This window comes from Nocardia donostiensis, from assembly GCF_002081715.1.
GTDB lineage: Bacteria > Actinomycetota > Actinomycetes > Mycobacteriales > Mycobacteriaceae > Nocardia > Nocardia donostiensis.
In genome coordinates, this window is sequence record NZ_MUKP01000001.1 from 228,153 (window position 1) to 252,848 (window position 24,696).

Here is a 24,696-nt window from a genome sequence, read left to right on the forward strand (position 1 = left end):
GGGCCGCTCGCCTCGGTGCGGGCGGCCCATACGCGTATCCGCGGCCGAAAAATACGATGCGTGTCGCGCCGTAAGCCGGTTTCATCAGCGCGTGGAAAAAGACGCGGCAGTTCCGGTGAACTTCGGCAGTGGTTGGGACAGCGTGGCGACCCTGGTCGACGGCCGCTGGGTGGACCGCCGGCCTCGCCGAGTCGAAGTCGCCGGTCGGTTGCGGATGGAAACGCAGCTGATGCCCTGGCTGGCGGCCCGGTTGCCGTTGGCGGTGCCGGAACCCCGGATCGCAGCAGTGGAGCCTCTGGTCGTCCGCCATGCGCTGGTCGCGGGCGAACCCATCGACACTCTGAGCGCGGACAACGGCTTCGTGCTCGGCCGGTTCCTACGCGCCTTGCATGCGGTGGACCTCGCCGCAGCTGTCGCACACGGCCTGCCCACGGCTCGAGAGACCGCGCGTGATCGTGACGAGACGGTGGCCAGGTTCCGGTCGGAAGTCACGCCCCTGCTCCCAGCCCCTCATCGCGCTGCGGCAACGAACTTGCTGGATGCGATAGGCGGACTCCCCGCCGACACGGTCGTCCACGGCGACGTCGGCCCGGAACATGTCCTGTGCACCGATGAACGCCTGACCGGAGTGATCGATTTTTCCGATGCCCACGCCGGAGACCCCGCGATCGACCTGGCCTGGGTACTTCACGCAACGCCGCACGAGTTCTCATGCGCCGCAGCGCGGGCATACGGTGTCACTCGGCATTTACGCGAACGCGCCTTCCGGTGGCACCAGCTCGGCCCGTGGTACGAAGTCCTGCACGGGCTGGACCACGACGAGCCCGCCGAGGTTCGCTCCGGTCTGGACGGCGTGCTCCGGCGGCTCACGGGCGTGCAGTTCCGCTGCGCTCCTTGATATACAACCTGGATGCGGCGATGGATTATCGGTGTGGTGCTCGCGCTCGTGGTGGTGCTGGCATTGGTGGCCGGGGGTTATTACGTCATGAATGCGCGGAGCTTCCAGCTGGCGGGGCGGCTGGTGGATCGGGTCGATACGACCGAGAAGATCGTCGCGTTGACTCTCGACGACGGTCCCACCGATCTGACACCAGAAGTGCTGCGGATCCTCGCCGGTGCGGACGTCCCGGCGACCTTCTACTTGAACGGGCGGGATCTGGCCGCGCATCCCGAGCACGGGGCGGCGATCGCGGCGGCCGGGCACGATATCGGTAACCACACGTATTCGCATCGCCGGATGGTGCTGGTATCCCGGGACACGGTCGCCGAGGAGGTGGAGCGCACCGATACCGAGATCCGCAAAACCGGGTACCAGGGGCTGATCACCTTCCGGCCACCGTATGGGAAGAAACTGTGGTCGTTGCCGAGATATCTGTCCGACCACGACCGGCTCACGGTGACCTGGGATGTCGAAGGGGAAGTCGGCGAGGAGCCGACCACCGATCAGATCGTCGCCGAAACGCTGTCCGGTGTGCGTCCGGGGTCGATCATTCTGCTGCACGCGATGTTCCCCGGTCGTGCCTCGTCACGTGCCGCCATTCCGCGTATCGTTGCCGAGCTCCGTGCGGACGGGTACCGCTTCGTCACCGTTTCCGAGCTGCTGGCGCGCGGGACCGGGCCGGTCTGAGCACCCCGTAGACACGGCTCGGGCGAAGCCTGAAGGCCCAGCGACCAGCGCCGCGGTAGGACGGATCGAAATGCGCCGGGAAACAGCGCCGCCTGAGGAACGCGTCGCAGATCGAAGTACTCGGCGCGGTTGTTTCGACGCGGCGGGTTGGCGTTGGCAGCGGTAGTGTCAGGCTTCCGGCCCACGCTCGCGGCTCGCCACCCGGTCGAGTCGTTGCGGTGGGCGCGCTGATGTCGTGAAAGGGGCGAGTGCAGATGGTTTCGGCGTCGCAACCACGTATCTCCCCGGGGCGGTTCCGGGAGCTGGGCCCGATCAACTGGGTTGTGTGGCAGGTGCTTTCGCGGGCTGCGGGCACGGGGGACGCGCAGCTGTTCAGCACGCTGGGCCGCTCCGGCGGGCTATTCCGCGGTTGGCTGCATTTCTCCGGCAAACTCATGCCGGGCGGGCGGTTGAGCAGGCACGACACCGAGCTGGTCATCCTGCGGGTGGCGCATCTGCGCGGCTGCGAATACGAAACCGACCATCACATCCGGCTGGGCAGGCGGGCTGGGGTGACTGAGGAGATTCTGGAGCGGGTGCGTGCGGGTGCGGACGCGCCGGGCTGGTCGGACAAGCATCGTGCCCTGCTGGCCGCGGTAGACCAATTGGTGGCCACTCGCGATATCGACGATGCGACGTGGGCCGGTCTGGCCGCCCATTACGACGAGCGAAGGCTGATCGAAATCGTGCTGCTGATCAATCAGTACGAAGGATTGGCGGCAACGATCACCGCATTGCGCATCCGACGCGACAAGTTCTAGTCCCGCGACTCCGCCGCCACGCTGCGGTAACCGTCAGCTCTGCTCGAACTGCGCAGCCAACCCGTCCAGCACTCGGGCCAACCCGAATTCCCACGCGTGCTCGGCGCTGTAGGCGGAATCGTGCGCGTGGCCTGCCGCCGTTCCCACCCGGGTGGCCAGCGGGTACCGCTCGGGGTCGATGAGTTGTTCGAGTAACGGTGCGGCGCGTTCCCACCACTGTTGGTCGCTGTATCCGCTGTCGGCCGCGGCAGCTGCGGTGTCGATGCTGATGCGGGCGGCCGACACCACGAAGCCGAGGACGTAGGTGAGTGCGGCGTCCATGGTTACCTCGTCGAGCCCGAGCCCGTCGAACGCGGCCAGTTCGTGGTCGTATTTCGTCAGCTGGCCCGGTCCGAGTGGGGGGCGGGTGATGGGCAGGTAGGCCACCCACGGATGCCGGGTGAGCATGGCGCGGTTCTCGGCGGCGATGGCGGTGACCTTGGCCCGCCAGTCCAGTCCGGTGAGGTCGGTGCGGTCCATCTGCAGGTAGACGGTGTCGAGCATCAGGTCGATGAGTTCCGCTTTGCCCGGCACATAGGTGTAGGTGGCCATGGGGGTGAGGCCGAGGTGATTGGCCACGGCGCGCATGGTCAGTGCTCCGATGCCGTCGGTGTCCGCGATCTCTATGGCGGCGGTTACCACGGCATCGGTGCTGCTGCGTTGTTTCGGGCCCCGCCCGGCCTTGCCGGGTACCCGCCATAGTAGTTCCAGCGTGCGCACCGGATCACCTGCGCCGCTGCGCTCTTTGGGCTGTTTCGTTCCCGTCAAAACGGCCTCCTCGCCTGGTTCGACTCGATCCTATCGATGTGAGGTGCATCACAACTCCTTGCTCAGCTAACTCTCTACAAAGTATAACGTACTAAGTACAGAGTTACTGATCGCAAGGAGAACGCGTATGCGAATCACCCAGTCCGCCATCTCGCTCAACGTCGCCGACCCGCAAGCCTCGGCGCAATTCGCCATCGACCACCTGGGATTCACCGAGCAGATGTCGGCCGACGGGTTCGTCTCCCTGTCCCGCCCCGATGCAGGCATGAACCTCATCTACCTGCGCACCGGCCTGTCGACGTTCAAACCGGAACGTATCGCGGGCAGCGCGGGTGACGGTTTGCTCGTCGTTTTCGTGGTGGACGACATCGACACCGAATACGCTCGCCTGCAATCGGAAGGAGTCCCCATCGTCACGCCCATCGAGACCGAAGAGTGGGGCGAACGCTACTTCCAGATGACCGACCCCAACGGGATCATCATCCAACTCGTCCAATGGGTTTAGGGCTTGTGGTTGCAGTGGTGCCCGGGTGAGATATGGGTCGGTATCGGGTGGCCGGGGACGATACGCGCACAAGGGGTAACGCACGATGTTGGTTGAGGTCGGTGAACGGGCGGAATTGACTGCGGCCGAACGAGAGTTCGTCGAATGTCTACGGCGCTACCCGATCACCGGCCTCGCCCTGATCGACCTGCGTATCGGCGACAACGGCGGGACGCGCCGGATCGATGCCGTGGTGTGGACACCGCAGGGAATGACGGTGTTCGAGGTGGTCGGGTTCCGCAGCCGCCAGGCCGGAGTGCTCGATGTGCGTACCGAAGGCCCGTGGAAGATCGGCCAGGCCCGCGCCGATATCGATGCCGCGCCCGGTGTCAGCCCTACCGATCGGCTCCAGATCGCGGTGTCCGAGGTCCGGCAGGCCCTGGAACGGGCGCTGCACGACCCCGGCCATATCTGTGGTGCGATCGCGCTCATGGCATTTCGCGGCGCCGCGCTGCGTCCGGCCCGTTCGACTCTGCGGCCGGGTCTGGACGTGGTCGTCTGCAATGTCACCGATGCCACCGAAATGCGTATCTATCTGGAAAGTTTCGCACCCGGACCGGTCCGCTGGACCGCAGGTCGGGTGCTGGGTGCCGTGAAAGCGCTCGGCGCGGACGGGATCACCCGTGCCGATCTGCTCGCCGCTGGTTTTGCGGAGAAACTGCCCGAACCCGTCGCGGACAAGGACAAGGTCCGGGTGGATCGGACACCCGAACACACCCGCGGCCAGACCACTGCGGGCTGGGCAGTGGTCGTCACCGCGGTGCTGGGGATGCTGGTGGTCCTCGGGGTGATCCTCAGCGCGCTGTCCACCGACCGGACTCGGTCCGAGCCTGCCGCAACCACCACCTCCACCGAATCCACCTCGCCCGCGCCGCATACCGCTGTGGAGTGCTGGCCGCTGCAGCAGGACTGCTGATCCTGCCCGCAGGGGCATCGGGGCCGGTCGACCGCTGCTGACTGTGCCTACGCCGTACCTTGCGTCACAACTATTAATGCGCAAACTATTAATGCGCTAACCTCCAGGTGAGGAGGATGCGATGGAGCCTGATAACGACCCGCTGCGCCTGGACCGGCAGGTCTGCTTCGCCCTGGCCGTGGCCAACCGTGCGGTGCTGGCCGTATACCGGCCACTGCTGGAACCGCTCGGACTCACCCACCCCCAGTACCTGGTGATGCTGGCGCTGTGGGGGGAAGCGCCGATGTCGGTGAAGAACATTGCCGAGGCCATCCAACTCGATTCGGCGACCCTGTCCCCGCTGCTCAAACGGCTACAGACCGCCGGGCTCATCACCCGCAGCCGCGGACCACACGACGAACGCACCCTCGTGGTCGACCTCACCGATGCCGGCCGAGCCCTGCGCCGCGAAGCGGAGAAGATACCGCCCGCCGTGGTGGAACGCCTCGGTGTGAGCCTGGCCGACCTGGAAGAACTACGCACTGTGCTGAACAAGGTGAACGCCGCCGCGCGCCGCTCGGTGCTACCGGCCCCGCAGGAACAGGAAGTGTGATCATGGCCGAGCGGAAACGTCCCAACCCGATCCAGTGGATCGGATACGCCTGCGGACGGCGGCTACCCGATTCGATGAGCGACTGGGTACGCAACGACCTCACCGGCAAATACGCCACACCCCGGCATATGGTGCGCGGTATGGTCCCGCTGACCCCGATCTTCGCAGCGTTCCTGCTGTTCCCCGGGCCGCTATGGCTCCGAGGGGCGATGATTCTGCTGGCCGTGCTGCTGGGGTTGTTCTACTGCGTGGCCTATATGCCGATGAATCGGGAACACCGGCTGATCAAGCACGGGCTGCCGCCGGATCTGCAGAACCCCGATCGGGTCGCTCGCCGCGCTGCCGAACGAGCGGCCTATGAGGCCAAATACCCCCGAACCAACACCTGACAATTCGGGGTACTTCGCACCTTGGGGGCTGCGATGCTCGATATCGCGGCCTGCACCGCAAAAGAGGGCGAATGGTATCCCATAACGGTTCCCCAACCATGAGGACTGGGTGAACAAGCGGACAAACCGTTGCCGCACACTGAACAGGTGTCCGCCGAACTGCTGATACTGCTGATCGTCATCGTCACGGCGCTGGTATTCGATTTCACCAATGGTTTCCACGACACCGCCAATGCGATGGCGACATCGATTGCGACCGGGGCATTGAAACCCAAGGTCGCGGTCGCGCTGTCGGCGGTGCTCAATCTCGTGGGGGCATTCCTGTCGGTCGAGGTCGCAGCGACCGTCGCGAAGGGAATCGTGCGGCTCGACCAAGTGTCGGGCCACAACCTGCTGTTCATCGTGTTCGCCGGACTGGTCGGTGCCATCGTCTGGAACCTGCTCACCTGGCTGTTCGGCCTGCCATCAAGTTCCTCACACGCCCTGTTCGGTGGGATCATCGGCGCCACCCTGGCCTCGTTGGGCTGGAACGGCGTCATCTGGGCGTCCGGGGAGCAGGGGGTGCTCACCAAAATCATCGTGCCCGCCGTACTCGCCCCGGTGGTGGCCGCATTGGTCTCCGCCGTCGGCACGCTGATGGTGTACCGGATCACCCGGGACTCCGCCCGGACGAAGGTGAACCAGGGCTTCCGCTGGGGCCAGATCGGCTCGGCGTCCCTGGTGTCGCTGGCGCACGGCACCAACGACGCGCAGAAAACGATGGGCGTCATCTTCCTTGCGCTCGTCGCCCACGGCAGCCTCGCACCCAACGACGAGATGCCGCTGTGGGTGATGGCCTCGTGTGCCGTCGCGATCGCGGCGGGAACCTACCTCGGCGGCTGGCGCATCATCCGTACGCTCGGCAAAGGGCTGGTCGATATCGAATCGCCGCAGGGTCTGGCCGCGGAAACGGCGGCGGCGTCGATCATCCTCACCTCGTCTCATTTCGGTCTGCCGCTGTCGACCACACAGACCGCCACCGGCTCGATCCTCGGCACCGGTATCGGTAAAGGCGCCGAGGTGCGCTGGAAGGTGATGGGCCGGATGGCGGTCGCGTGGCTGCTGACATTGCCCGCTGCCGGTGTGGTCGGCGCGGCCTGCTGGCTGATCGGGCACACCATCGGTGGACTGCTCGGCGCCGGAGTGGTGTTCGCCATCCTGGTCGCGCTGTCGGCCTTCATGTACCTCAGGTCCCGGCGCGACCCGGTCGGAACGCATAACGTCAACGAATGGCCCGAACAGGCGGCTGCCGGCGATATCGGCGTCACCGGTAACGCCGAGCACCTCCGTTCCGGTGCATCCGATATGGCCGCCGGTTCCGGAATCGGCGCCCAGCAGGCGGGAAGATAGGAGGCGCGGTGCAGACGCTGATCACAAACCTCAATGCGCTGTGGCAGGTGACCGCCGCGGCGCTGCTGCTCGGCGCAGGCCTGCCGATCGTTTTCGCGGTGGGGGTGCGGTGCTGGTCGTCCGCCGAGACCGTGGACGACGAAGGTGTGGTGCGCCGCAACTATCCGGCTCTGGCCGGCGCGGTGGGCTGCCTGCTGTTGGTGCTCGGCGCGGTCGTCACCGGGATTCTGTACACCGCCAGGGCCTTCATCGCCGCCCGCCTCGGCATCCACCTGTTCGGGGAATAGCGAGGTGCAACCATGAACGAACCCGAACCCGAGCTATCGCAGCGACAACCCGTCGACCCACCGGCGAAACCAGACGACCGGGTGAATGCGGAAACCGGTGTGCCGGGCGCTGAACCTACTGCCGAATCGGCGTCGGCACCAGCGTCCGCCGACGCCGAAGCGCAGAGTCGCGCGGAGGCGACAGGTGGCGGACCCACCGGTTCCGGGGAGGTTGCCCCGGCGCCCTCGCCTGGGCGACGGAACCTGCTCGGCCGTATCGTGCACTGGTTGCGGGCCGGCTATCCGGAAGGTGTGCCGCGGTCGGACTATCTGGCGCTGTACGCGGTGCTGCGCCGTCACCTCAGCGACCGGGAAGTGGCGGCGATCGCCGACGAGGTGGTGCGCGCGAATCCGGAGTCCGAGATCACCCATGCCGATATCGAGGCGGCCATCGCCCGGTTCGCCAAACAGCAACCGAAGCCATCGGATATTTCCCGGGTGGCTGCTCATCTGGCGGCAGGCGGCTGGCCCCTCGACACCCCGCAGTCGGATGCGAGTTGACCGGCGGTGGCCTTGTTGAACGCCATCATCGACTGGTTGCGGGCCGGTTATCCCGACGGGATTCCCGAATCGGATTACATCCCGCTGCTGGCGCTGCTGCGGCGCAGGCTCTCTGATGCTGAGGTCGAGCAGATCGCCGGTGAGCTGCTGCGTTCGGGTGATGAGCCGGTCGGTAAAACCGATATCCAGGTGATGATCACCAAGATGACCAACGAAATGCCGTCGGAATCGGACGTGGAACGGGTCATAGCGCGGCTGGAACCCCCGTCGTGGCCAGCATGAGGTGTTAATTTCGCTATTGCAGGATGCGAAACCGCCTCTAAACTGGGCGCATGGCCAAGACTTATGTCGGCGCTCGGCTGCGGCAGCTGCGGACCGAACGCGGGCTGAGCCAGGTATCGCTCGCCCAGCAGTTGGAAATATCGGCGAGCTACCTCAATCAGATCGAACACGATGTGCGTCCGCTCACCGTTCCGGTGCTGTTGCGCATCAGCGAGGTGTTCGGGGTAGACGCGACGTTCTTCTCCCCGCAGGACGACACCAGGCTCATCGCCGAACTGCAGGAAGTGGTGATGGACCAGGAACTCGGGATCGAGGCCGACGCCAAGGAGATCGCCGAAATCGTCTCCGCGCATCCCAGCATGGCCCGGGCACTGGTCAATATGCACAACCGCTACCGCAACACCAGTGCCCAGCTCGCCGCCGCCACCGAGGACCGTTTCGCCGACGGCGCAGGTAGCGCCACCATCAGCAAACCGCACGAGGAAGTGCGCGACTACTTCTATCAGCGGCAGAACTACATCCACGAACTCGATACCGCTGCCGAGGAACTCGCCAATCGGATCCGGCTGCACGGCGGCGATACGCACAGCGAGATTCCCCGCGCACTGCGCTCACACGGGGTGCGGATCATGGAACGGATCGACCTCGGCGGCGGGGTGTTGCACCGCTACGACCCCGACACCCAGGTACTCGAAATCGCCCCGCATCTCTCAGGTGGGCAGCGCACCTTCAAACTCGCCGCCGAACTGGCCTATTTCGAATGCGGGTCGCTACTGGAAAAGCTGGTGGACGAAGGCAATTTCGCCTCCGAAGACACCCGCAAACTGGCGATGCTCGGCCTGGCGAACTACTTCGCCGCGGCCGCGGTGCTGCCCTACACCTATTTCCACGAGGTGGCCGAGAACTTCCGGTACGACATCGAGCGGCTCTCGGCATTCTTCACCCAGAGCTACGAGACGATCTGCCATCGCCTGTCCACCTTGCAGCGGCCGGAACTGCGCGGCGTCCCGTTCTCGTTCGTCCGGGTGGACCGGGCAGGCAACATGTCCAAGCGCCAGTCGGCCACCGGGTTTCATTTCTCTTCCAGCGGCGGCACCTGCCCCCTGTGGAATGTGTACGAGACTTTCGCCTATCCGGGCAAGATCATGACCCAGATCGCGCAGATGCCCGACGGCCGCAAATATCTGTGGGTCGCCCGCACGGTAGAACGGCGCGCCACCCGTTTCGGGCAGCCGAGCAAAACTTTCGCCATCGGTCTCGGCTGCGAACTACGCCATGCGGGACGGGTGGTCTACGCCGACGGTATCGATCTGAACGAGGCGACGGCCACCCCCATCGGCGCGGGCTGCCGGGTATGCGAGCGGGCCAACTGCCCGCAGCGTGCGTTCCCACCGCTCGGCAAAACCCTCGATATCAGCGAGCATCGCAGCTCGGTATCGCCGTACGTGCTCAAATAGCTTCCCCCGTAGGGACGGGGTCGGCTTCTCCAGCCTGAAGTTCTTCGACCCGAACTGTCGGGGCGAGGTGGTCGCGCAGGCGGCGGTCGATTTCGCCCGCCAAGGGAATGACGACCGCGGCGGCAGAGGTAGCAACGGCATTCACCAGCAGGGCAGGCCAGTCCGGGGCTTCGGGTTTGGTCAGCACATCGATCACCGCGGCCGTTGCGCAATCGCCTGCGCCGGTGGGGTTGCCCGCCAGCGGGGCCGGGAGCGAAGCGTTCCAGCTACCCGATCCGGTGACCGCGACCATGCCGAGTTCGCCGCGTGTGACGATCACCGCGGCCACCCCGTCATCGATGAACGGGCGCACGGTGGTCACGATGTCCTCAGGGGTTTCGGGCAGTGTCCCGAGGAGGCGCTGGAGTTCGGCACGGTTGGGTATCAGCACTACGCCGGGCACCTGCGCGGCCAGCCGCAGCGGTTCGCCGTCGAGGTCGCAGATCGTCGGCACGCCCGCGGCGAGTGCGGTGCGGGCGAGCTGCGCGGGTAAGCCGGGATCGATACCGCCCGGCAGCGACCCGGCGATCACCAAGCCGGAGATAGCGGGGAGCAGGCCGGATACCCGCACAGTGAGCTGCTCGCCGGCGTGCGGGTTGGAGACAGTAGCCCCCGGCTCGCGCAGTGCGGTCGCGGTGCCTGTCTCGGATTCGCTGATCACCACCGTTCGCCGCACCCACGGCAGCGCGTGCACGAAATCGACCGGTATTTCCAATTCGGCTGCCGCGGAGAAGATGTGGTCGGCGAAACCAGTGGCCCGTGAGTAGCGGCCCAGCTGGTTGAGCACCCGCGTCACATTGATGCCTTTGCCGCCGATGCGCTGTTCGACGGTACGAACCCGGTGTGCCTGCCCGCGCTCGAAGCTTTCGACACGGTAGGTCATATCGTAGGCGGGATTCATTGTCACGGTGAGGATCACAGGAACAACTGTCTACTACCGAAGTGGGTGCGTCAGTAGTTCGACTGCACAGTTCGAACACGTTTGCGCCACAAAAACATTCCGCGCGCTGCCATCGAGACCGTCGATGCCTCAGCCCGCCACGGCTTCGGGGTAGGTGACGGTCATGCGGCCTAGTCGCCCGTTACGTGCGGCGAGCAGTTCGGCGGCGACAGCGACGGCGGTTTCGGCCGGGGTCAGCGCGCCGATATCCATACCAGCCGGTGCGTGCAGGCGGGCCAGCAGGGCGTCGTCGAATCCGCCCGCTTTCAGATCGTCGAGCCTGCGAGCGTGCGTCGACGGGGAGCCGAGCGCGCCGATGTAGCCGACCTCCGGCAGCCGCAGCGCGACAGTGAGCAGCGGGATCTCGAATTGCGGGTCGTGCGCGACGACCACGATCCCGGTCGTGTGATCGATCTCCCCAGCCGCCGACAACGTATTGAGATAGCGGTGCGGCCAGTCGACCACTACGTCCGCGCCGGGGAAGGATTCCGGGTTCGCGAATTCGGCGCGGGTATCGCAGATGGTCACCCGATATCCGAGCAGCCGCGCCTGAACCGAGAGCGCGGCGGCGAACGAGTTGGCGCCGAAGATGATCAACCGGGGCGCCGGAGCGAACGAGGAGACGAAAATGTCGGACTGCGGCAGCGAGACCAGTTCGGTGGCATGCCGTTTGTCGGTGATCAGATGCTGGCCGATCATCGCCGGTTCCGGATTCCAGACGACAGTGAAAACCGTTACCCGCCGATTGGCGGCTATTTCTGTGGCAACGGCCGGGAATTCCGGGAAATGAACGCGCGAGAACGGCTCGGTGAACACGTCGAGTACGGCGCCGCCCGCGCCGGGGTCGGGACTCGGCACCGTGAACCGGTGCAGGGCGCGCTGGCCGGTGCGCGCCGCCTGCAATGTCGCCTCGTATGCGGCCTGTTCCACGCCGCCCGCGGTGATCGAGCCGAATACCCCGCCGTCGGGATCGACCAGCATTGCCGCACCCACCGGCAAATCGGTCGGCCCCCCGGTTCGCACAATGGTCGCCAGTCCGCCGGTCCGGCCCGAACGCCATACCCGCAACAGGTCATCGACGATGTTCCGCATCAACAGCTCCGATCAGCGTGGGCGGTGGGCAGGCGCTCCCTATCGACCCCTGTCACCGAAAACCGCGCACGTGACGCACACCATATCGTTGTTCGAGGTGAATTGTTGGCTCGTAACGAAACCTCATCCGGCTTTCGCGTGAACCTCGAGCAAGAGTTGTGGTCCCGGACAACGTCTTCGCTCCTGGATTGTGAACGTTCGCGCTCGGGCCGGTAGGTCGCTACGCGTTAACGGAACGACAATTCAGGAGTTCCCGCTATCGGGAAAACAGTTGCTTGACGAATGGCAGCGAATCGGACAATGAGGCGTTTACTGTGCCGTTGTGGTCTTCGAGGTAGACGCGCACCGTCACCGGTTCGCCCTTGGCTGCCAGCAATGCGGCAAAGCGAAGGGTTTGCGGAGTGATGACATCGGTATCGCGCAGTCCCTGGCCGAGGAATACGGGTCGGTCGTACCCGGATTCCGGTAAGCCCATATAGCGGGTGAGTACACCGTGCAGATCAGGAAGCTGCGCCAGCGGACGGGCGAACAGGTCGCCGAGCACCACCCCTGCGGCGTCGAGCTCCGCGCCGAACGGTTCGAGGCAGGAGCTCCTGGCGCGTTCGAGCCACTGCCGCCCGGTGTCGTTCAGAACGGATTCGATGCCGAGTTCGGGATGGGTGGTGCGCAGTCCGGCGAGGATGTACAGCGCATAGGCCGTGGAGTGCGGGCTCAGCTCGACCGGTGGAATGCCAGGGCCGAGCGGTAGCAGGATGTCTTCGATATAGGCGGGCACACCGGTGCCTACTGCGCCGCGGTAGTCCAGTTCCGGTCCGAATGCGGTGGCATGCCTGGCGGTGAACATGGCCGCCCCGCCACCCTGGGATTGCCCGACCACCGCCCATGAGCGCGACAGCGACGGATACTGCCCGGTGGCGGCCGTGACCGCGTCGACGATATTGTGCGCCTCCACCACGCCGTTGAGATACGGATGATCTCCCGGCCCGCCCAGCCCGGCGTAATCGGCGGCGACGATCGCATAACCCTCCCGCAGCCAGGCACCCAGATAGGCCCAGTCGCGTTCTGCCGCGGCAGGCCCGGCCACGCTGTAGGCGCAGTCGTCGCCGAGGCCGACGGTGCCGTGCGCCCAGGCGATGACCGGCCAGCCGCCCTCGGGTGGTGCGCCGGGTGGGAAGTAGACGGCGGCGCTGGTCGGGATGGGGGCATTGTGCGCGCCGGTGGACCAGTAGTGGATGCGGGCCGAGTCGACCGAACCCGGCAGGGTCGCGGCGGGGGGCAGCGACTCCACCGCGGTCACCGTCCCCGGTGCGTCCGGCGCTGCTCTCGCACTCGGCGGCTGGAGCAGGCCCGCGGCGCAGACCGCGCAGGCAGCGATCGCTGTTGCGATGAACCGGTTGATCCGCATGAAGGGCTCCCGTCCATAGGTCACCGGCCGTACGTGTGGACCTGCGCAGTGTCAGGGCCGGGCTGGTGTCATGAGTGTGCGTCACGCCGCGGGGTTGGCTCATGCGTGATCGTGCGCTGGTTCACAGCGAAGGCAAGTATCTCCGCTTGTGAAAGTGCTCACAACCGATGGGTGGTCAGCGGATCGGTCCCCTGCCACCCGGAGATGGAAAGCAGTACGAGCGTTACGCTAAAAGCGCACGTCAGAGCTACTCGCGAGTAGATTGCACGCTTGCAATTCGCGGGCAAATTTCACAGAGTTGGCAAACTGGGCCGGAAAGCTAGCTGAGATTCACAGAAGCAACAGGTAGACGGCTATTTCTCGGTGTGCCATCGTGTTGAAGTACACCTCCTGGGCCTAGCAAGCCTGCAAATCGCTGCTCCAGCAGTTCGAGTGGAAACACACTCGACCCTGACGAAGCGGCACCAACCGAACGAGAAAGTGGAGTCTGAAGATGTCGACCACCGGCACCCCGAAGACCGCCGCGGAAATTCAGCAGGATTGGGACACCAACCCCCGCTGGAAGGGCGTCACCCGCAACTACACCGCCGAGCAGGTGTCGAAGCTGCAGGGCACCGTCGTCGAGGAGCACACGCTCGCTCGCCGTGGCTCGGAGATCCTCTGGGATCTCGTCAACAACGAGGACTACATCAACTCGCTGGGTGCCCTGACCGGCAACCAGGCGGTCCAGCAGGTCCGCGCCGGCCTGAAGGCCATCTACCTGTCGGGTTGGCAGGTCGCTGGCGACGCGAACCTGTCCGGCCACACCTACCCCGACCAGAGCCTCTACCCGGCCAACTCGGTGCCGCAGATTGTGCGCCGGATCAACAACGCGCTGCTGCGCGCCGACGAGATCGCCAAGGTCGAGGGCGACACCTCGGTCAAGAACTGGCTCGCCCCGATCGTCGCCGACGGTGAAGCCGGCTTCGGTGGCGCGCTCAACGTCTACGAGCTGCAGAAGGCCATGATCGCCGCCGGTGTCGCCGGTTCCCACTGGGAGGACCAGCTCGCGTCGGAGAAGAAGTGCGGCCACCTCGGTGGCAAGGTGCTCATCCCGACCCAGCAGCACATCCGCACCCTGACCTCTGCGCGTCTCGCCGCCGACGTGGCCGGTGTCCCGACCGTCGTCATCGCCCGCACCGACGCCGAGGCCGCCACCCTGATCACCTCCGACGTCGACGAGCGCGACCACGAGTTCCTGGACGGCACCCGCACCTCCGAAGGTTTCTTCGGTGTCAAGAACGGCATCGAGCCGTGCATCGCGCGCGCCAAGGCCTACGCGCCCTACTCCGACCTCATCTGGATGGAGACCGGTGTGCCGGACCTCGAGGTCGCCAAGAAGTTCGCCGAGGCCGTCAAGGCGGAGTTCCCGGACCAGCTGCTGGCCTACAACTGCTCGCCGTCGTTCAACTGGAAGGCGCACCTGGACGATGCGACCATCGCCAAGTTCCAGAAGGAGCTCGGCGCGATGGGCTTCAAGTTCCAGTTCATCACCCTGGCCGGCTTCCACTCGCTCAACTACGGCATGTTCGACCTGGCCCACGGCTACGCCCGCGAGGGTATGACCGCCTTCGTCGACCTGCAGGAACGCGAGTTCAAGGCCGCCGCGGAGCGTGGCTTCACCGCCATCAAGCACCAGCGTGAGGTCGGCGCGGGCTACTTCGACACCATCGCCACCACCGTCGACCCCAACACCTCGACCGCCGCCCTGAAGGGCAGCACCGAGGAAGGGCAGTTCCACTAGGTCGCGACCTACAGCCCGCTACTCCGGTAGGGGTGTACCGCCCTCCCCGCTGACAGCCCCAGTGGGGAGGGCATCCCTATAACTCGAACAAACCGACATACTTGACCGTCGAAGGCTCGCTCACACCAGAGCACACCTTCGCCCCCAGCCACCGACAGGCCAGACCAACCAGCAGGAGCGGGACGTGAGCAGCGAGAAGATTCAGCGCGTCGGTGTTATCGGCGCCGGACAGATGGGTGCCGGAATTGCGGAGGTGTGCGCGCGGGCGCATGTCGACGTGCTCGTCTACGAGCAGACCAGGGAACTAGCCGCCGCCGGACGAGCCCGCATCCTGCGGTCGCTCGACCGCGGCGTGAGCAGCGGCAAGATCACCGAACGCGAGCGCGAGCAGGCCGCGTGGCGATTGCGGTTCACCTCCGACCTGGGGGATTTCGCCGATCGCCAGCTGGTCGTCGAGGCCGTCCTCGAGGACGAGAAGGTCAAAACCGCCATCTTCGCGGAACTGGACAAGGTGGTGACCGACCCGGCTGCGGTGCTGGCGTCCAACACCTCCTCCATTCCGATCATGAAGATCGCCGTCGCCACCAACAACCCCGAGCGGGTCGTCGGCATGCACTTCTTCAACCCGGTCCCGGTGCTGCCGCTGGTCGAGCTGGTCACCACCCTCAAAACCAGCGAAGCCGTTTTGACGCGGGCCGAAGCATTCGCAGGCGATGTGCTCGGCAAAGAGGTCGTCCGTTCGTCCGACCGTTCCGGTTTCGTGGTGAACGCGCTGCTGGTGCCCTACCTGCTGTCGGCCATCCGGATGGTCGAATCCGGTTTCGCGACCAAGGAAGACATCGACAAGGCCATGGTGCTCGGCTGCGCCCACCCGATGGGGCCGCTGGCACTGACCGACCTGGTCGGCCTCGACACCGTGAAGTCCATCGCCGACTCCATGTACGCCGAATTCAAAGAACCGTTGTACTCGGCCCCGCCGCTGCTTATGCGTATGGTCGAAGCAGGCCTACTCGGCAAGAAGACCGGCGCAGGCTTCTACCAGTACAACCGGACCTGAACAACGACGACAACCTGTACGAGCCGCAGCTCGCGGCGGCCACCCCGCATCCCTAGCAGCTGCCAGCGCCGGGACAGATCACCATCTGTCCCGGCCCCCGCCGAAGCCGCTAGCCGCCAGCCGCGAACACCGAGCACCCCGCCCGGTTCGCGGCCCGGCTCGGGTTCCCGCCCTCGCAGCTAGGAGCACAGGGGCGGACGAACGTCCGACACTCGTGCACGCACCGAAGGCGCAAGTCGCGAAGGCGGAAACCCGAGCCACCAGGGGGCCGCGAACCCCGCCGCGACGGAGTCGCGGCCATAGATACAGCACAGGAGTTGCGCTCATGGCCAATGTCAACGAAGGATTCGGCTCCAGTGTCCTCGGATATCCGCGGATCGGACCGCACCGGGAACTCAAGCGGGCGCTCGAATCGTATTGGCACGGCACCAGCACCAGGGCCGAACTGCTCGCTGTCGGCCGCGATATTCAGGAGCGGCAGTTCAGTGAGTTGGCTGCGACCGGTTTGACGCAGGTGCCGGGCAACACTTTTTCCTTCTACGATCATGTGTTGGACAATGCGCTGCTGTTCGGTGCGGTCCCGGCTCGGTTCGCCGAATACCAGCAGGATATGGATCCGCTGGATTTCTACTTCTTGATGGCCAGGGGTCGCCCTGATCTGCCGCCGCTGGAGTTGGTGCGTTTCTTCGGCACCAACTACCACTATCGGCAGCCGGAATTGGCCGAGGATACCGAGTTCTCGCTGCACCCGGAGGCGCTGCTGGACGAATGGGATCGGGCCATAGCCGAAGGGATCGAACTGCGCCCGGTGGTGCTCGGTCCGCTGTCGCTGCTGCTGCTGTCCAAAGCGGGGCATATTCCCGGCGAGTCGGGCGGGTTCGACACCCTCGAATTGCTGGATCGGTTGCTGCCGGTTTATGAAGAGCTGTTCGAAATCCTGGCCAAACGCGGTTCCACCTGTGTGCAGCTGGATGAGCCCTGTTTCACCAGCGAACGTACGGATGTCGAACTAGCCGCGTTCGAAAAAGCCTATGAGCGTCTGTCGAAGGCGCCGCTGCGGCCGCGTCTTCTGGTCACCGGCCAATACGGTGATTTCGGGCCTGCGCTTGCCATCCTCGCCGGCACCGGGGTGGAAGCAATCGGCCTCGACCTTGCCTCGTTCCGGATGCGGCCCGAGGACCTGGCGAAAATTCCCGGTATCCGCCGTAAACGGCTGTATGCGGGCGTGATCAGTGGGCTCAATGTGTGGCGTGCCGACCGTTACGTGACGTTGGAATATCTCAGCGAACTGGCCGAGGTGTGCCCTGATTTGGTGGTTTCCACCGGGACCACGCTGCTGCACGTGCCTTATGACGTGCTCGCCGAGTACGATATCGAAGGTCATGTCGCCGATCGTCTGGCGTTCGCGAAACAAAAAGTTGGTGAAGTGGTTTCGCTTGCGAAAGCGCTCACCGAAGGGCCTTCGGAGAAATGGCGCAAACGTCCCACCGAAGTGCATTTCAAGCAGAAACACGCGGTGCGGCAACGGGTTTATGCGATCACCCCAGAAATGCGGGAACGAGACCCGTACGATGTGCGTCACGCCGCTCAGCAGGCGAAACTGAATCTGCCGCCGGTGCCTACCACCACGCTCGGCTCGTATCCGCAGACCGACAAGATCCGTCAGGCCCGCTACGACTTGGGGGAGGGGCGGCTGTCCTACGAGGAGTACCGTAAGCGGATCGAGGCCGAAATCGAGGCCACCATCCGCCTGCAGGAAGATATCGGCCTCGATGTGCTCGTGCACGGTGAGCACGAACGCAACGATATGGTCCAGTATTTCGCCGAACTGCTCGACGGTTTCGCCACCACCCATTTCGGCTGGGTGCAGGTGTACGGGTCGCGGTGTGTGCGGCCACCGATCATCTACGGTGATGTGTCGCGGCCGGCGCCGATGACGGTGGAATGGATCACCTACGCGCAGTCGCTGACCGATAAACCGGTCAAGGCCATAGTGACCGGGCCGGTCACCATGGTGTCGCGTTCGTTCGTGCGGCAGGATCAGCCGCTGTACGAGACCGCCGACCAGGTGGCGCTGGCTATCCGGGACGAAGTGGTCGATCTGGAACGGGCGGGTATTTCGATCATTCAGGTCGACGAGCCCGCGATCCGGGAGTTGCTGCCACCACGCCCGGCCGGACGCGCGGAATACCTGCGCTGGGCGGTCGCCGCATTCCGTCTCGCCACTTCCGGTGTCAAAGCCGAAACCCAGATCCACACCCATATCCCGTATTCCGGACGCACCGAGATCGTGAAGGCGATCGAAGAACTCGACGCCGATGTCACCGCGATCGTCGCCACCCGCTCCATCGAATGGGTGCTCAAGGCGCTGGAGGAGGATTACGCATCCGGGCACGGCCTCAGCCACGGGGTGGGTCCCGGTGTGTACGAGAGCCGTTCGGCGCGTATCCCCGATATCGATGAGCTCGACGAACTGCTCACCGCCGCGGCCAAGGCGGTAGGGCCGCAACGGTTGTGGGCGAATCCGGATGGCGGGTTGAAGACCCGGCACTACTGGCAGCTGGACCCTTCGCTGCGCAATATGGTCGCCGCTGCTCGCCGGGTTCGTCGCCGTATCCTCGCCGCGAAGTCGTCTGGCGATTAGCTGCCCGCACACCTGGCCCAGTTCGTGCCGCGGCGTCGGCCACCTGCCGATGCCGCGGGCGGGCCGGGCGGGCGGAGGCCGCGCAGGCGAAGAGCGACCCAGCGCGTAAGCCTCCGTATTCAGGCGGGGCAGCGTATCTGGTTCAGTCCTGGGCTGTTGCCGTCGCGCCTGGTGAGACAGCAATGTATGCGGAGTGGATGTAAGACTGGACAAGGTTCGTCCTTCCAGCTGTCTGCGGTGAAACTCCGCGACCCGGCTCGCGAGGGTTGGCATCCCCTCTTTCCAGGGAGGGAGGAGGCCGAGTCGGGTCTTGTCGACGCGAGAAAGGCAACAGGGGCGGTGATGCCGACATCGGCTGGCCGGGGTCGCCGCAGTTCGCTGCGGTAGCCCGGTATCCGCCGCATGTTGTGATGCCGGTCGCTCCCTGCGGTCGGGGCAACCGGATGAGGTAGCGTGTACGGGGTACGCGTGCCGATCGTGTTCGCGCGTACCCCTTCCGTCGTGAAGATCTTCTTTCGCGCCGGTCATTGCGGCGCTGCCACCGAAGAGTAGGTGCGGACAACGGGTCCGATGTGACGCCGCGGTATCACTCCGATGCCCGAAAGGCACTCGCATCCCCATGTCTTCCTCTGCTGCCGCCGCGCAGTCGTTCGCCGAGCTCGGCGTGCACCCGAAACTGACGAAAACCCTGGCTGCGGGCGGTATCACCGCGCCGTTCCTGATCCAGGCCGCCACCCTGCCCGATACCCTCGCCGGTCGTGACGTGCTCGGTCGCGGTAAAACCGGCAGCGGTAAAACGCTGGCGTTCAGCCTTCCGATGGTCCAGTCGCTCACTGGAGTCGAGCGGGTTCCGGGACGGCCCACCGGGTTGATCCTCGCGCCAACCCGCGAATTGGCGACGCAGATCGCCGCCACGCTCACCCCGTTGGCCGAGGTCTCCGGGCTCCGTGTCGTCACCGTATTCGGTGGTGTTCCGGTGCAACGGCAGGCCCGCGCCCTGGGGTCCGGTGCCGATATTCTCGTCGCCTGCCCCGGCCGGCTAGAGGACCTGATGCGGCAGCGGATCGTCTCGCTGGACGCGGTGCGCATCGCCGTGCTCGACGAGGCCGACCATATGGCCGATCTCGGTTTCCTCGCTGCCGTCACCCGCATCCTCGCCGCAACCCCGTCCGGCGGTCAGCGGCTGCTGTTCTCGGCCACCCTGGACAACGGTGTGGACAAACTCGTCAAGCGTTTCCTGAACAACCCGCTGTCGCATTCGGTGCAGGAGGCCGAGACCCCGGTACCTGCGATGACCCATCAGGTCTTCGAGGTCGCCAGCACCGAGGCCAAACGCGAAATGGTGCGCGTGCTGGCCTCGGGCAGCGGCCGCCGCATCCTGTTCATGCGCACCAAACACCACGCCGCCCGCCTGGCCAAACAGCTCACCGGCGCCGGTGTCACCGCCACCTCCCTGCACGGCAACCTCTCCCAGAACGCCCGCGACCGCAACCTCGCCGCCTTCACCACCGGTACGGCCCGCGTCCTGGTCGCCACCGATATCGCCGCCCGCGGTGTCCACGTCGACGACGTCGAACTGGTGGTGCACGTCGACCCGCCCGCCGAGCACAAGGCCTACCTGCATCGCTCCGGCCGCACCGCACGCGCGGGCAGTTCGGGTGACGTGGTGACCCTGGTGCTTCCCGAACAGCGCAAGGACGTAGCTGTGCTGCTGCGCAAGGCCGGACTCGACGTGCAGCCTCAGCCGGTGACCCCGCGGTCCGCGGCCGTCATCGCCCTCGCCGGCCGCCCCGCTCAGTCCGCTGCCGCTGCCGCGTCGTCCGATCCAGGTGCCTCGTCCAGCCCCGCGCGGCAAGCGCCGTCTCAGTCCGCTCCCGCACGAACCAAACAGGCGCGCGTTGGTAGCGGACGAGGAAAACCCGCCTCCCGTCACACCAATGGGAGTGGTTCCGATCTCGGTCGCGCAGCCTCGCGCAGTCAGCCCAAGCGGGCTCCTCGCCGTGGTACTGCTGATCAGCTGGCGTCCTCGCATGAGCAGTCCGAGCACAATGCCCGCCGGGGAACCCGCTCCGGCCGCGATGTAGCACCGACACAGCCCGAGCGTCCACAGCGGCGGAAATCCGGAGAACAGCGACGCAACATCGGCGACGACCGCACACCTGCACAGCCGAATGCCCACCGCACCCACCGCAGTAGCAAGGGCGCCGAGGCCAGCCGGTCTGCCGCTCCCGCCCCACGCAACTCCCGGTCGGGCGCGCAGATGTCGCACTCCGGCGCTTCCACCCATCTCGGGCAGCGCTCAGGCACCAGGCGGGCAACCCGTCCGGCAGGGTGACTGTGGCGGCGTAGCGAGCACCGGCTGCGAGACACCGCATCTTGGCAACCAGCCAATACATCGGTAGGCATGTACGCATGAGTACTGCTGCCGCCTACGCTATGCCCGCTGCCGACGCGCCATTCCAGAAGGTCACCATCGAGCGTCGTGAGCTCGGACCGCACGATGTGCTGATCGATATCAAGTACGCGGGGATCTGCCACTCCGATATCCACACCGCGCGCAACGAATGGGGTGGTACGAGTTACCCGTGCGTACCGGGGCACGAGATCGCGGGGATCGTGGCCGCGGTCGGTTCGGCGGTCACCAGGCACAAGGTCGGCGACCGAGTGGGGGTGGGCTGCATGGTGGATTCCTGCGGTCGCTGCGAACCCTGCCTGGCGGGTGAGGAACAGTACTGTTCTGCGACCGTCATGACCTACGGCACGCCGGTCCCGGAAACGGTGCAGCCGGGCGGGTACACCATGGGCGGCTACTCGACGCAGATCGTGGTCACCGAGAACTTCGTCGTGACCATCCCCGAAGGTATCGACCTTTCGGTGGCCGCGCCGCTGCTGTGCGCGGGCATCACCCTGTTCTCGCCGCTACAGCACTGGGGCGCGGGGCCGGGTAAGCGGGTCGCCATCGTCGGTATGGGCGGGCTCGGGCATATCGGGGTGAAGATCGCGGCCTCGCTGGGCGCCGAGGTGACGGTGCTCAGCCATACGTTGAGTAAACAGGACGACGGCAAACGGTTCGGCGCCCACCACTACTACGCGACCAGCGATAAGCAGACCTTCCGCAACCTGCGCGGCACCTTCGACCTGATCATCAACACCGTCTCCGCCGAACTGCCCATCGACAACTATCTGCGGCTGCTCGCCCGCGACGGCACCATGGTCCTGCTCGGGCTGCCCGAGAATCCGCTGTCCGTGCACCCGATGCACCTGGCCGCATACCGCCGCTCACTGGCCGGTTCCATGATCGGCGGTATCGCGCAAACCCAGCAGATGCTGGACTTCTGCGCCGAGCACGGTATCGGTGCCGATATCGAGCTGATCGCAGCGGACGAAATCGACAGCGCTTTCGACCGCGTCGTCGCCAGCGATGTGCGCTACCGGTTCGTCATCGACGCCGCCACCATTTGACTTCCTCCCCACGGCTGAAGCCGGGGGCTTCCTCGGGACGACAAGATGAAGCGCCTGAGTTGCGCTGGGTGTCCACAGGTCCGGCTGTGGGTGGGTGTGGAGAAGTTTTGGTGTTCCCCTTCGTAGTGTGCGGGCGAAAATAGGAGTTGTTCGGCACCGGTGAGGCGGGAGACTCATGGACGACTGGCAAGGTGCGCGCGGTACCGGGCCCGCGGGTGGTGGGCGCGTGGTGGTCACGATCGTCACCGCGATCCTCGCTGTAGCCGCGTTCCTCGGCTATCGGGGCGAGTTCCCTGGCCTGACGCCGGTCGGCGGGGTGGAAACGGCCGCGCCCGCCTATTGCGTCCCGCGCCCACCGCTGGACCTGGTTGCGGTGGCCGATGCGGTGGAGCCCGCGCTGGTGAATGTCAACGCCTCGTCCAGCTCGTTCGGTATGGCCGCCGCCGGGTCGGGCATCGTGCTGACTCCCGACGGGCAGGTGCTGACCAGCCATCACGTGGTCAAGGGCGCGCAGACGGTGCAGGTCACCCTGGTCGAGGACGCGCGGGCGTACGAGGCGACAGTGCTGGGCTACGACTCGGGCGCCGATATCGCGCTGCTGTCGTTGACCGGCGCGGCCGGGCTGGCGTATGCGCGGATCGGCAGTTCGGCCGATGTGCGTCTCCAAGACGAAGTGCTGGCGATCGGCAATGCGGGCGGCACCGGCACGGCGACGGCACTGCCCGGCCGGATCACCGACCTCGACAGCACCATTCTGGCGTTGAACTCCAGCGACCTGTCCCGGAAAGCGCTCACCGGGATGCTGGAGGTGTCGGCGGCGGTCAGTTCAGGACAGTCCGGTGGTCCGGTGGCCGATCATGCGGGCGAGGTGGTCGGCGTCATCGCCGCCGCATCGGGCGATCGGGGGCCGCCACCGTCGGGCCGCGCCGCCGAACCGCCCAACGGGTACGCGGTGCCCATCGACCGCGCCATGCGGGTGGTGCGCCAAATCCGTTCCGGTGTCCCCACCGACGAGGTGCATATCGGTCCCACCGCGACCCTCGGCGTGCTGATCTCCGATGCCAGCCCCACCGGCGCCCGCATCGACGTCGCCATCCACGGCCTGCCCGCCGCGGCCGCAGGACTGGCCGACGGCGAGGTCATCACTTCGCTCGACGGCCGCGCCATCACCACCGCCCGCGCGCTACGTTCGGCTATCAACGTGCGCAAACCCTATGAGGCCGTTGATCTGGGTATCGTCACGCCCAGCGGTCAGCAGCGCACCGTGCGGGTGGTGCTGGCCACGGGGACGCCGAATTGAAGCCGAATCAAACCAGCGACAGCCAGTAGTCCTGGAACCGCAGGAACATCAGCACCAGCACCACCGCGAAGAACAGGGCGACCAGCGTCCAACGCCATTCCGCGATCACGCCGAGCGGCCCACGGTCCCCGCCCCACAGTTGTTGCGTGAGGACAGCCAGCAGCGGGGTGATGATCGCCCACACCACCAGGCAGTACGGGCACAGCGCATTGATCCGGTACAGGCTCTGGAAGATCAGCCAGCACACGAACACGGTGCCCGCCGCGGTACCGAGCCACAGCCCGCCCCAGATCCAGCGCGGTAGCCCGATCCCGGCAACGGCGAGCACCGCCAGCGTGACCACCACGGAGAAGGCGACCACGCCGATGATCGGGTTGGGGAACCCGAAAACCGACGCCTGTTCGGTCGCCATCACCGACCCGCAGGACAGCACCGGATTGAAGCTGCAGGTGGGCGTATAGCCGGGGTCCTGCAGCAGTTTGAAATCCTCGATGGTCAGTGTGACCGCGGCAAGCCAGCCGGCCAGGCCGGTGAGCAGCAGAATCCACGCCGACCTCGCAGGTGCGGCGGTCACTGGCCCGCGGCCTCCGCGATCACGGGGGCGAGTCCGTCTTTACCGAACACCGCCTGCTGTGATTCGACCTGCTCGCCGTTGACGTAGATGGTCGGTGTTCCCTCGATACCGCTCTTCAGCAGCTCGGTGGAGTTGGATTGGACGAACGCGTCGTGTTTGCGTTCGGTGATGCAGTCCGCGACCGCCGGATCGGTGTAACCGGCCGATGTGGCGATATCGACCAGTTTGGAATCAGGCAAGCCGTTGCCACCCTCGGGCGGCTGCTCGGCGAACATGGCCTGCAACCAGGTCTGGTAGTTCTCGGTTCCGGCTTCGGCCACGCAGAAGGAGGCGTTGGCCGCGCGCGAGGAGTATTCGGTGGTCGACGCCCGATCCAGGAAGGCGGCGATGTTGTATTCGACGGACGCGGTGCCGTCCTCGACGGCCTTCTTCAACACTTCCCCGTTGGCTGCCTCGAACATCTGGCAGGCCGGGCACTGCATATCGGCGATCACCCGAACGGTCACCTTCGCGTCCGGGTTCCCGATCCGGATAGCGCCGTTGTCCGTGGTCGCGGCCGGGGCCGGGCTGTTCTCGCCGGAGCCGGAGTTGCGGACCGCGAGCCCGATCCCGATCGCGGCAACCAGACCGACCAGGACGGCGGCCACCGCCACCTGGATCAGGATTTTGCGGTTGCGGTCGGCGCGCTCGGCCGCCGCCAGCGGATTCTTCCGCCCCGGGTTCTTGCTCACCGTGCGCTCACCACGCCTTTCGCTCGCTGCGATTACCCT

24 protein-coding genes are annotated in these 24,696 nt (G+C 65.9%); 18 read left to right on the forward strand and 6 right to left on the reverse strand.

Annotation, left to right across the window (positions count from 1 at the left end; genetic code table 11):
• Positions 1 to 91: 91 nt before the first annotated feature.
• From B0T44_RS01095 to B0T44_RS01105, 3 genes are all read left to right on the forward strand, one after another.
• Positions 92 to 898 (forward strand): phosphotransferase, encoded by an 807-nt coding sequence (locus tag B0T44_RS01095; RefSeq protein WP_077118312.1) that lies wholly within the window; start codon positions 92 to 94, stop codon positions 896 to 898.
• A gap of 12 nt (positions 899 to 910) precedes the next feature.
• Positions 911 to 1,627, forward strand: coding sequence for a polysaccharide deacetylase family protein (locus B0T44_RS01100; RefSeq protein ID WP_077118310.1), 717 nt, complete (start codon positions 911 to 913; stop codon positions 1,625 to 1,627).
• A gap of 254 nt (positions 1,628 to 1,881) precedes the next feature.
• On the forward strand, positions 1,882 to 2,427 hold the full coding sequence (locus B0T44_RS01105) for a carboxymuconolactone decarboxylase family protein (protein ID WP_077118547.1): 546 nt from the start codon (positions 1,882 to 1,884) through the stop codon (positions 2,425 to 2,427).
• 33 nt (positions 2,428 to 2,460) lie between these two features.
• Here the strand turns inward: B0T44_RS01105 and B0T44_RS01110 are convergent, their stop codons facing one another.
• Positions 2,461 to 3,234: a TetR/AcrR family transcriptional regulator gene (locus tag B0T44_RS01110; protein ID WP_077118308.1), complete on the reverse strand. Its 774-nt coding sequence runs from the start codon at positions 3,232 to 3,234 to the stop codon at positions 2,461 to 2,463.
• A 127-nt stretch (positions 3,235 to 3,361) separates the two neighbouring features.
• Between B0T44_RS01110 and B0T44_RS01115 the strand changes: the two genes are divergently transcribed.
• From B0T44_RS01115 to ramB, 9 genes are all read left to right on the forward strand, one after another.
• Positions 3,362 to 3,739, forward strand: coding sequence for a VOC family protein (locus B0T44_RS01115; RefSeq protein ID WP_077118305.1), 378 nt, complete (start codon positions 3,362 to 3,364; stop codon positions 3,737 to 3,739).
• 85 nt (positions 3,740 to 3,824) lie between these two features.
• Positions 3,825 to 4,694: a nuclease-related domain-containing protein gene (locus B0T44_RS01120; protein ID WP_077118303.1), complete on the forward strand. Its 870-nt coding sequence runs from the start codon at positions 3,825 to 3,827 to the stop codon at positions 4,692 to 4,694.
• A gap of 121 nt (positions 4,695 to 4,815) precedes the next feature.
• On the forward strand, positions 4,816 to 5,286 hold the full coding sequence (locus tag B0T44_RS01125) for a MarR family winged helix-turn-helix transcriptional regulator (RefSeq protein WP_077118301.1): 471 nt from the start codon (positions 4,816 to 4,818) through the stop codon (positions 5,284 to 5,286).
• A 2-nt stretch (positions 5,287 to 5,288) separates the two neighbouring features.
• Positions 5,289 to 5,675: a DUF5313 family protein gene (locus tag B0T44_RS01130; RefSeq protein ID WP_077118299.1), complete on the forward strand. Its 387-nt coding sequence runs from the start codon at positions 5,289 to 5,291 to the stop codon at positions 5,673 to 5,675.
• Between the two features lie 147 nt (positions 5,676 to 5,822).
• Positions 5,823 to 7,064, forward strand: coding sequence for an inorganic phosphate transporter (locus B0T44_RS01135; RefSeq protein WP_077118297.1), 1,242 nt, complete (start codon positions 5,823 to 5,825; stop codon positions 7,062 to 7,064).
• Between the two features lie 8 nt (positions 7,065 to 7,072).
• A complete protein-coding gene (locus B0T44_RS01140) occupies positions 7,073 to 7,351 on the forward strand; it encodes a hypothetical protein (RefSeq protein ID WP_077118294.1) in 279 nt (92 codons plus the stop codon).
• A gap of 12 nt (positions 7,352 to 7,363) precedes the next feature.
• The gene (locus B0T44_RS01145; protein WP_081511449.1) at positions 7,364 to 7,891 is read left to right on the forward strand and encodes a DUF3349 domain-containing protein; all 528 of its coding nucleotides are present in this window, start codon (positions 7,364 to 7,366) and stop codon (positions 7,889 to 7,891) included.
• Between the two features lie 6 nt (positions 7,892 to 7,897).
• Positions 7,898 to 8,173 carry a DUF3349 domain-containing protein gene (locus B0T44_RS01150; protein ID WP_081511450.1) on the forward strand — a complete coding sequence of 92 codons (276 nt, stop codon included), beginning with the start codon at positions 7,898 to 7,900 and terminating at the stop codon, positions 8,171 to 8,173.
• 50 nt (positions 8,174 to 8,223) lie between these two features.
• On the forward strand, positions 8,224 to 9,630 hold the full coding sequence (ramB, locus tag B0T44_RS01155) for an acetate metabolism transcriptional regulator RamB (RefSeq protein ID WP_077118292.1): 1,407 nt from the start codon (positions 8,224 to 8,226) through the stop codon (positions 9,628 to 9,630).
• On the opposite strand, the gene B0T44_RS01160 is transcribed toward ramB, so the two are convergent.
• The 3 genes from B0T44_RS01160 to B0T44_RS01170 all read right to left on the reverse strand — a co-directional run bounded on the left by B0T44_RS01160 (position 9,623) and on the right by B0T44_RS01170 (position 13,106).
• Positions 9,623 to 10,576 (reverse strand): hexose kinase, encoded by a 954-nt coding sequence (locus tag B0T44_RS01160; protein ID WP_254893647.1) that lies wholly within the window; start codon positions 10,574 to 10,576, stop codon positions 9,623 to 9,625. The genes ramB and B0T44_RS01160 overlap by 8 nt on opposite strands.
• A 123-nt stretch (positions 10,577 to 10,699) precedes the next feature.
• A complete protein-coding gene (locus B0T44_RS01165; protein WP_077118290.1) occupies positions 10,700 to 11,701 on the reverse strand; it encodes an XdhC family protein in 1,002 nt (333 codons plus the stop codon).
• Positions 11,702 to 11,957: 256 nt separating this feature from the next.
• A complete protein-coding gene (locus B0T44_RS01170; protein ID WP_077118288.1) occupies positions 11,958 to 13,106 on the reverse strand; it encodes a lipase family protein in 1,149 nt (382 codons plus the stop codon).
• A gap of 493 nt (positions 13,107 to 13,599) precedes the next feature.
• Between B0T44_RS01170 and aceA the strand changes: the two genes are divergently transcribed.
• The 6 genes from aceA (at position 13,600) to B0T44_RS01200 (ending at position 23,352) form a co-directional block, all read left to right on the forward strand.
• On the forward strand, positions 13,600 to 14,889 hold the full coding sequence (aceA, locus tag B0T44_RS01175; protein WP_077118286.1) for an isocitrate lyase: 1,290 nt from the start codon (positions 13,600 to 13,602) through the stop codon (positions 14,887 to 14,889).
• A 184-nt stretch (positions 14,890 to 15,073) separates the two neighbouring features.
• Complete coding sequence (locus B0T44_RS01180; RefSeq protein WP_077118284.1) at positions 15,074 to 15,946, forward strand: 3-hydroxybutyryl-CoA dehydrogenase; 873 nt, start codon at positions 15,074 to 15,076, stop codon at positions 15,944 to 15,946.
• Positions 15,947 to 16,271: 325 nt separating this feature from the next.
• Positions 16,272 to 18,590 carry a 5-methyltetrahydropteroyltriglutamate--homocysteine S-methyltransferase gene (metE, locus tag B0T44_RS01185; protein ID WP_077118282.1) on the forward strand — a complete coding sequence of 773 codons (2,319 nt, stop codon included), beginning with the start codon at positions 16,272 to 16,274 and terminating at the stop codon, positions 18,588 to 18,590.
• Positions 18,591 to 19,209: 619 nt separating this feature from the next.
• Positions 19,210 to 20,925, forward strand: coding sequence for a DEAD/DEAH box helicase (locus tag B0T44_RS01190; RefSeq protein WP_081511452.1), 1,716 nt, complete (start codon positions 19,210 to 19,212; stop codon positions 20,923 to 20,925).
• Positions 20,926 to 21,002: 77 nt separating this feature from the next.
• A complete protein-coding gene (locus B0T44_RS01195) occupies positions 21,003 to 22,052 on the forward strand; it encodes an NAD(P)-dependent alcohol dehydrogenase (protein ID WP_077118280.1) in 1,050 nt (349 codons plus the stop codon).
• Between the two features lie 175 nt (positions 22,053 to 22,227).
• A complete protein-coding gene (locus B0T44_RS01200) occupies positions 22,228 to 23,352 on the forward strand; it encodes a S1C family serine protease (protein WP_077118278.1) in 1,125 nt (374 codons plus the stop codon).
• A gap of 7 nt (positions 23,353 to 23,359) precedes the next feature.
• Here B0T44_RS01200 and B0T44_RS01205 read toward each other — a convergent pair whose 3' ends face one another.
• Together B0T44_RS01205 and B0T44_RS01210 are read right to left on the reverse strand one after the other, a co-directional pair.
• Complete coding sequence (locus B0T44_RS01205; protein ID WP_077118276.1) at positions 23,360 to 23,926, reverse strand: vitamin K epoxide reductase family protein; 567 nt, start codon at positions 23,924 to 23,926, stop codon at positions 23,360 to 23,362.
• Complete coding sequence (locus tag B0T44_RS01210) at positions 23,923 to 24,657, reverse strand: DsbA family protein (protein WP_077118274.1); 735 nt, start codon at positions 24,655 to 24,657, stop codon at positions 23,923 to 23,925. Before B0T44_RS01210 ends, B0T44_RS01205 begins: the two co-directional genes overlap by 4 nt.
• Between the last annotated feature and the right edge of the window lie 39 nt (positions 24,658 to 24,696).

Bases quoted from the DNA above. Each gene is read 5' to 3' on its own strand.
- B0T44_RS01170 (WP_077118288.1), bottom strand. From the start codon at position 13,106: ATGCGGATCAACCGGTTCATCGCAACAGCGATCGCTGCCTGCGCGGTC.
- metE (WP_077118282.1), top strand. From the start codon at position 16,272: ATGGCCAATGTCAACGAAGGATTCGGCTCCAGTGTCCTCGGATATCCG.
- B0T44_RS01190 (WP_081511452.1), top strand. From the start codon at position 19,210: ATGTCTTCCTCTGCTGCCGCCGCGCAGTCGTTCGCCGAGCTCGGCGTG.
- B0T44_RS01120 (WP_077118303.1), top strand. From the start codon at position 3,825: ATGTTGGTTGAGGTCGGTGAACGGGCGGAATTGACTGCGGCCGAACGA.
- B0T44_RS01125 (WP_077118301.1), top strand. From the start codon at position 4,816: ATGGAGCCTGATAACGACCCGCTGCGCCTGGACCGGCAGGTCTGCTTC.
- B0T44_RS01200 (WP_077118278.1), top strand. From the start codon at position 22,228: ATGGACGACTGGCAAGGTGCGCGCGGTACCGGGCCCGCGGGTGGTGGG.
- B0T44_RS01145 (WP_081511449.1), top strand. From the start codon at position 7,364: ATGAACGAACCCGAACCCGAGCTATCGCAGCGACAACCCGTCGACCCA.
- B0T44_RS01100 (WP_077118310.1), top strand. From the start codon at position 911: ATGCGGCGATGGATTATCGGTGTGGTGCTCGCGCTCGTGGTGGTGCTG.
- aceA (WP_077118286.1), top strand. From the start codon at position 13,600: ATGTCGACCACCGGCACCCCGAAGACCGCCGCGGAAATTCAGCAGGAT.
- B0T44_RS01130 (WP_077118299.1), top strand. From the start codon at position 5,289: ATGGCCGAGCGGAAACGTCCCAACCCGATCCAGTGGATCGGATACGCC.
- B0T44_RS01195 (WP_077118280.1), top strand. From the start codon at position 21,003: ATGAGTACTGCTGCCGCCTACGCTATGCCCGCTGCCGACGCGCCATTC.
- B0T44_RS01165 (WP_077118290.1), bottom strand. From the start codon at position 11,701: ATGCGGAACATCGTCGATGACCTGTTGCGGGTATGGCGTTCGGGCCGG.
- B0T44_RS01115 (WP_077118305.1), top strand. From the start codon at position 3,362: ATGCGAATCACCCAGTCCGCCATCTCGCTCAACGTCGCCGACCCGCAA.
- B0T44_RS01105 (WP_077118547.1), top strand. From the start codon at position 1,882: ATGGTTTCGGCGTCGCAACCACGTATCTCCCCGGGGCGGTTCCGGGAG.
- ramB (WP_077118292.1), top strand. From the start codon at position 8,224: ATGGCCAAGACTTATGTCGGCGCTCGGCTGCGGCAGCTGCGGACCGAA.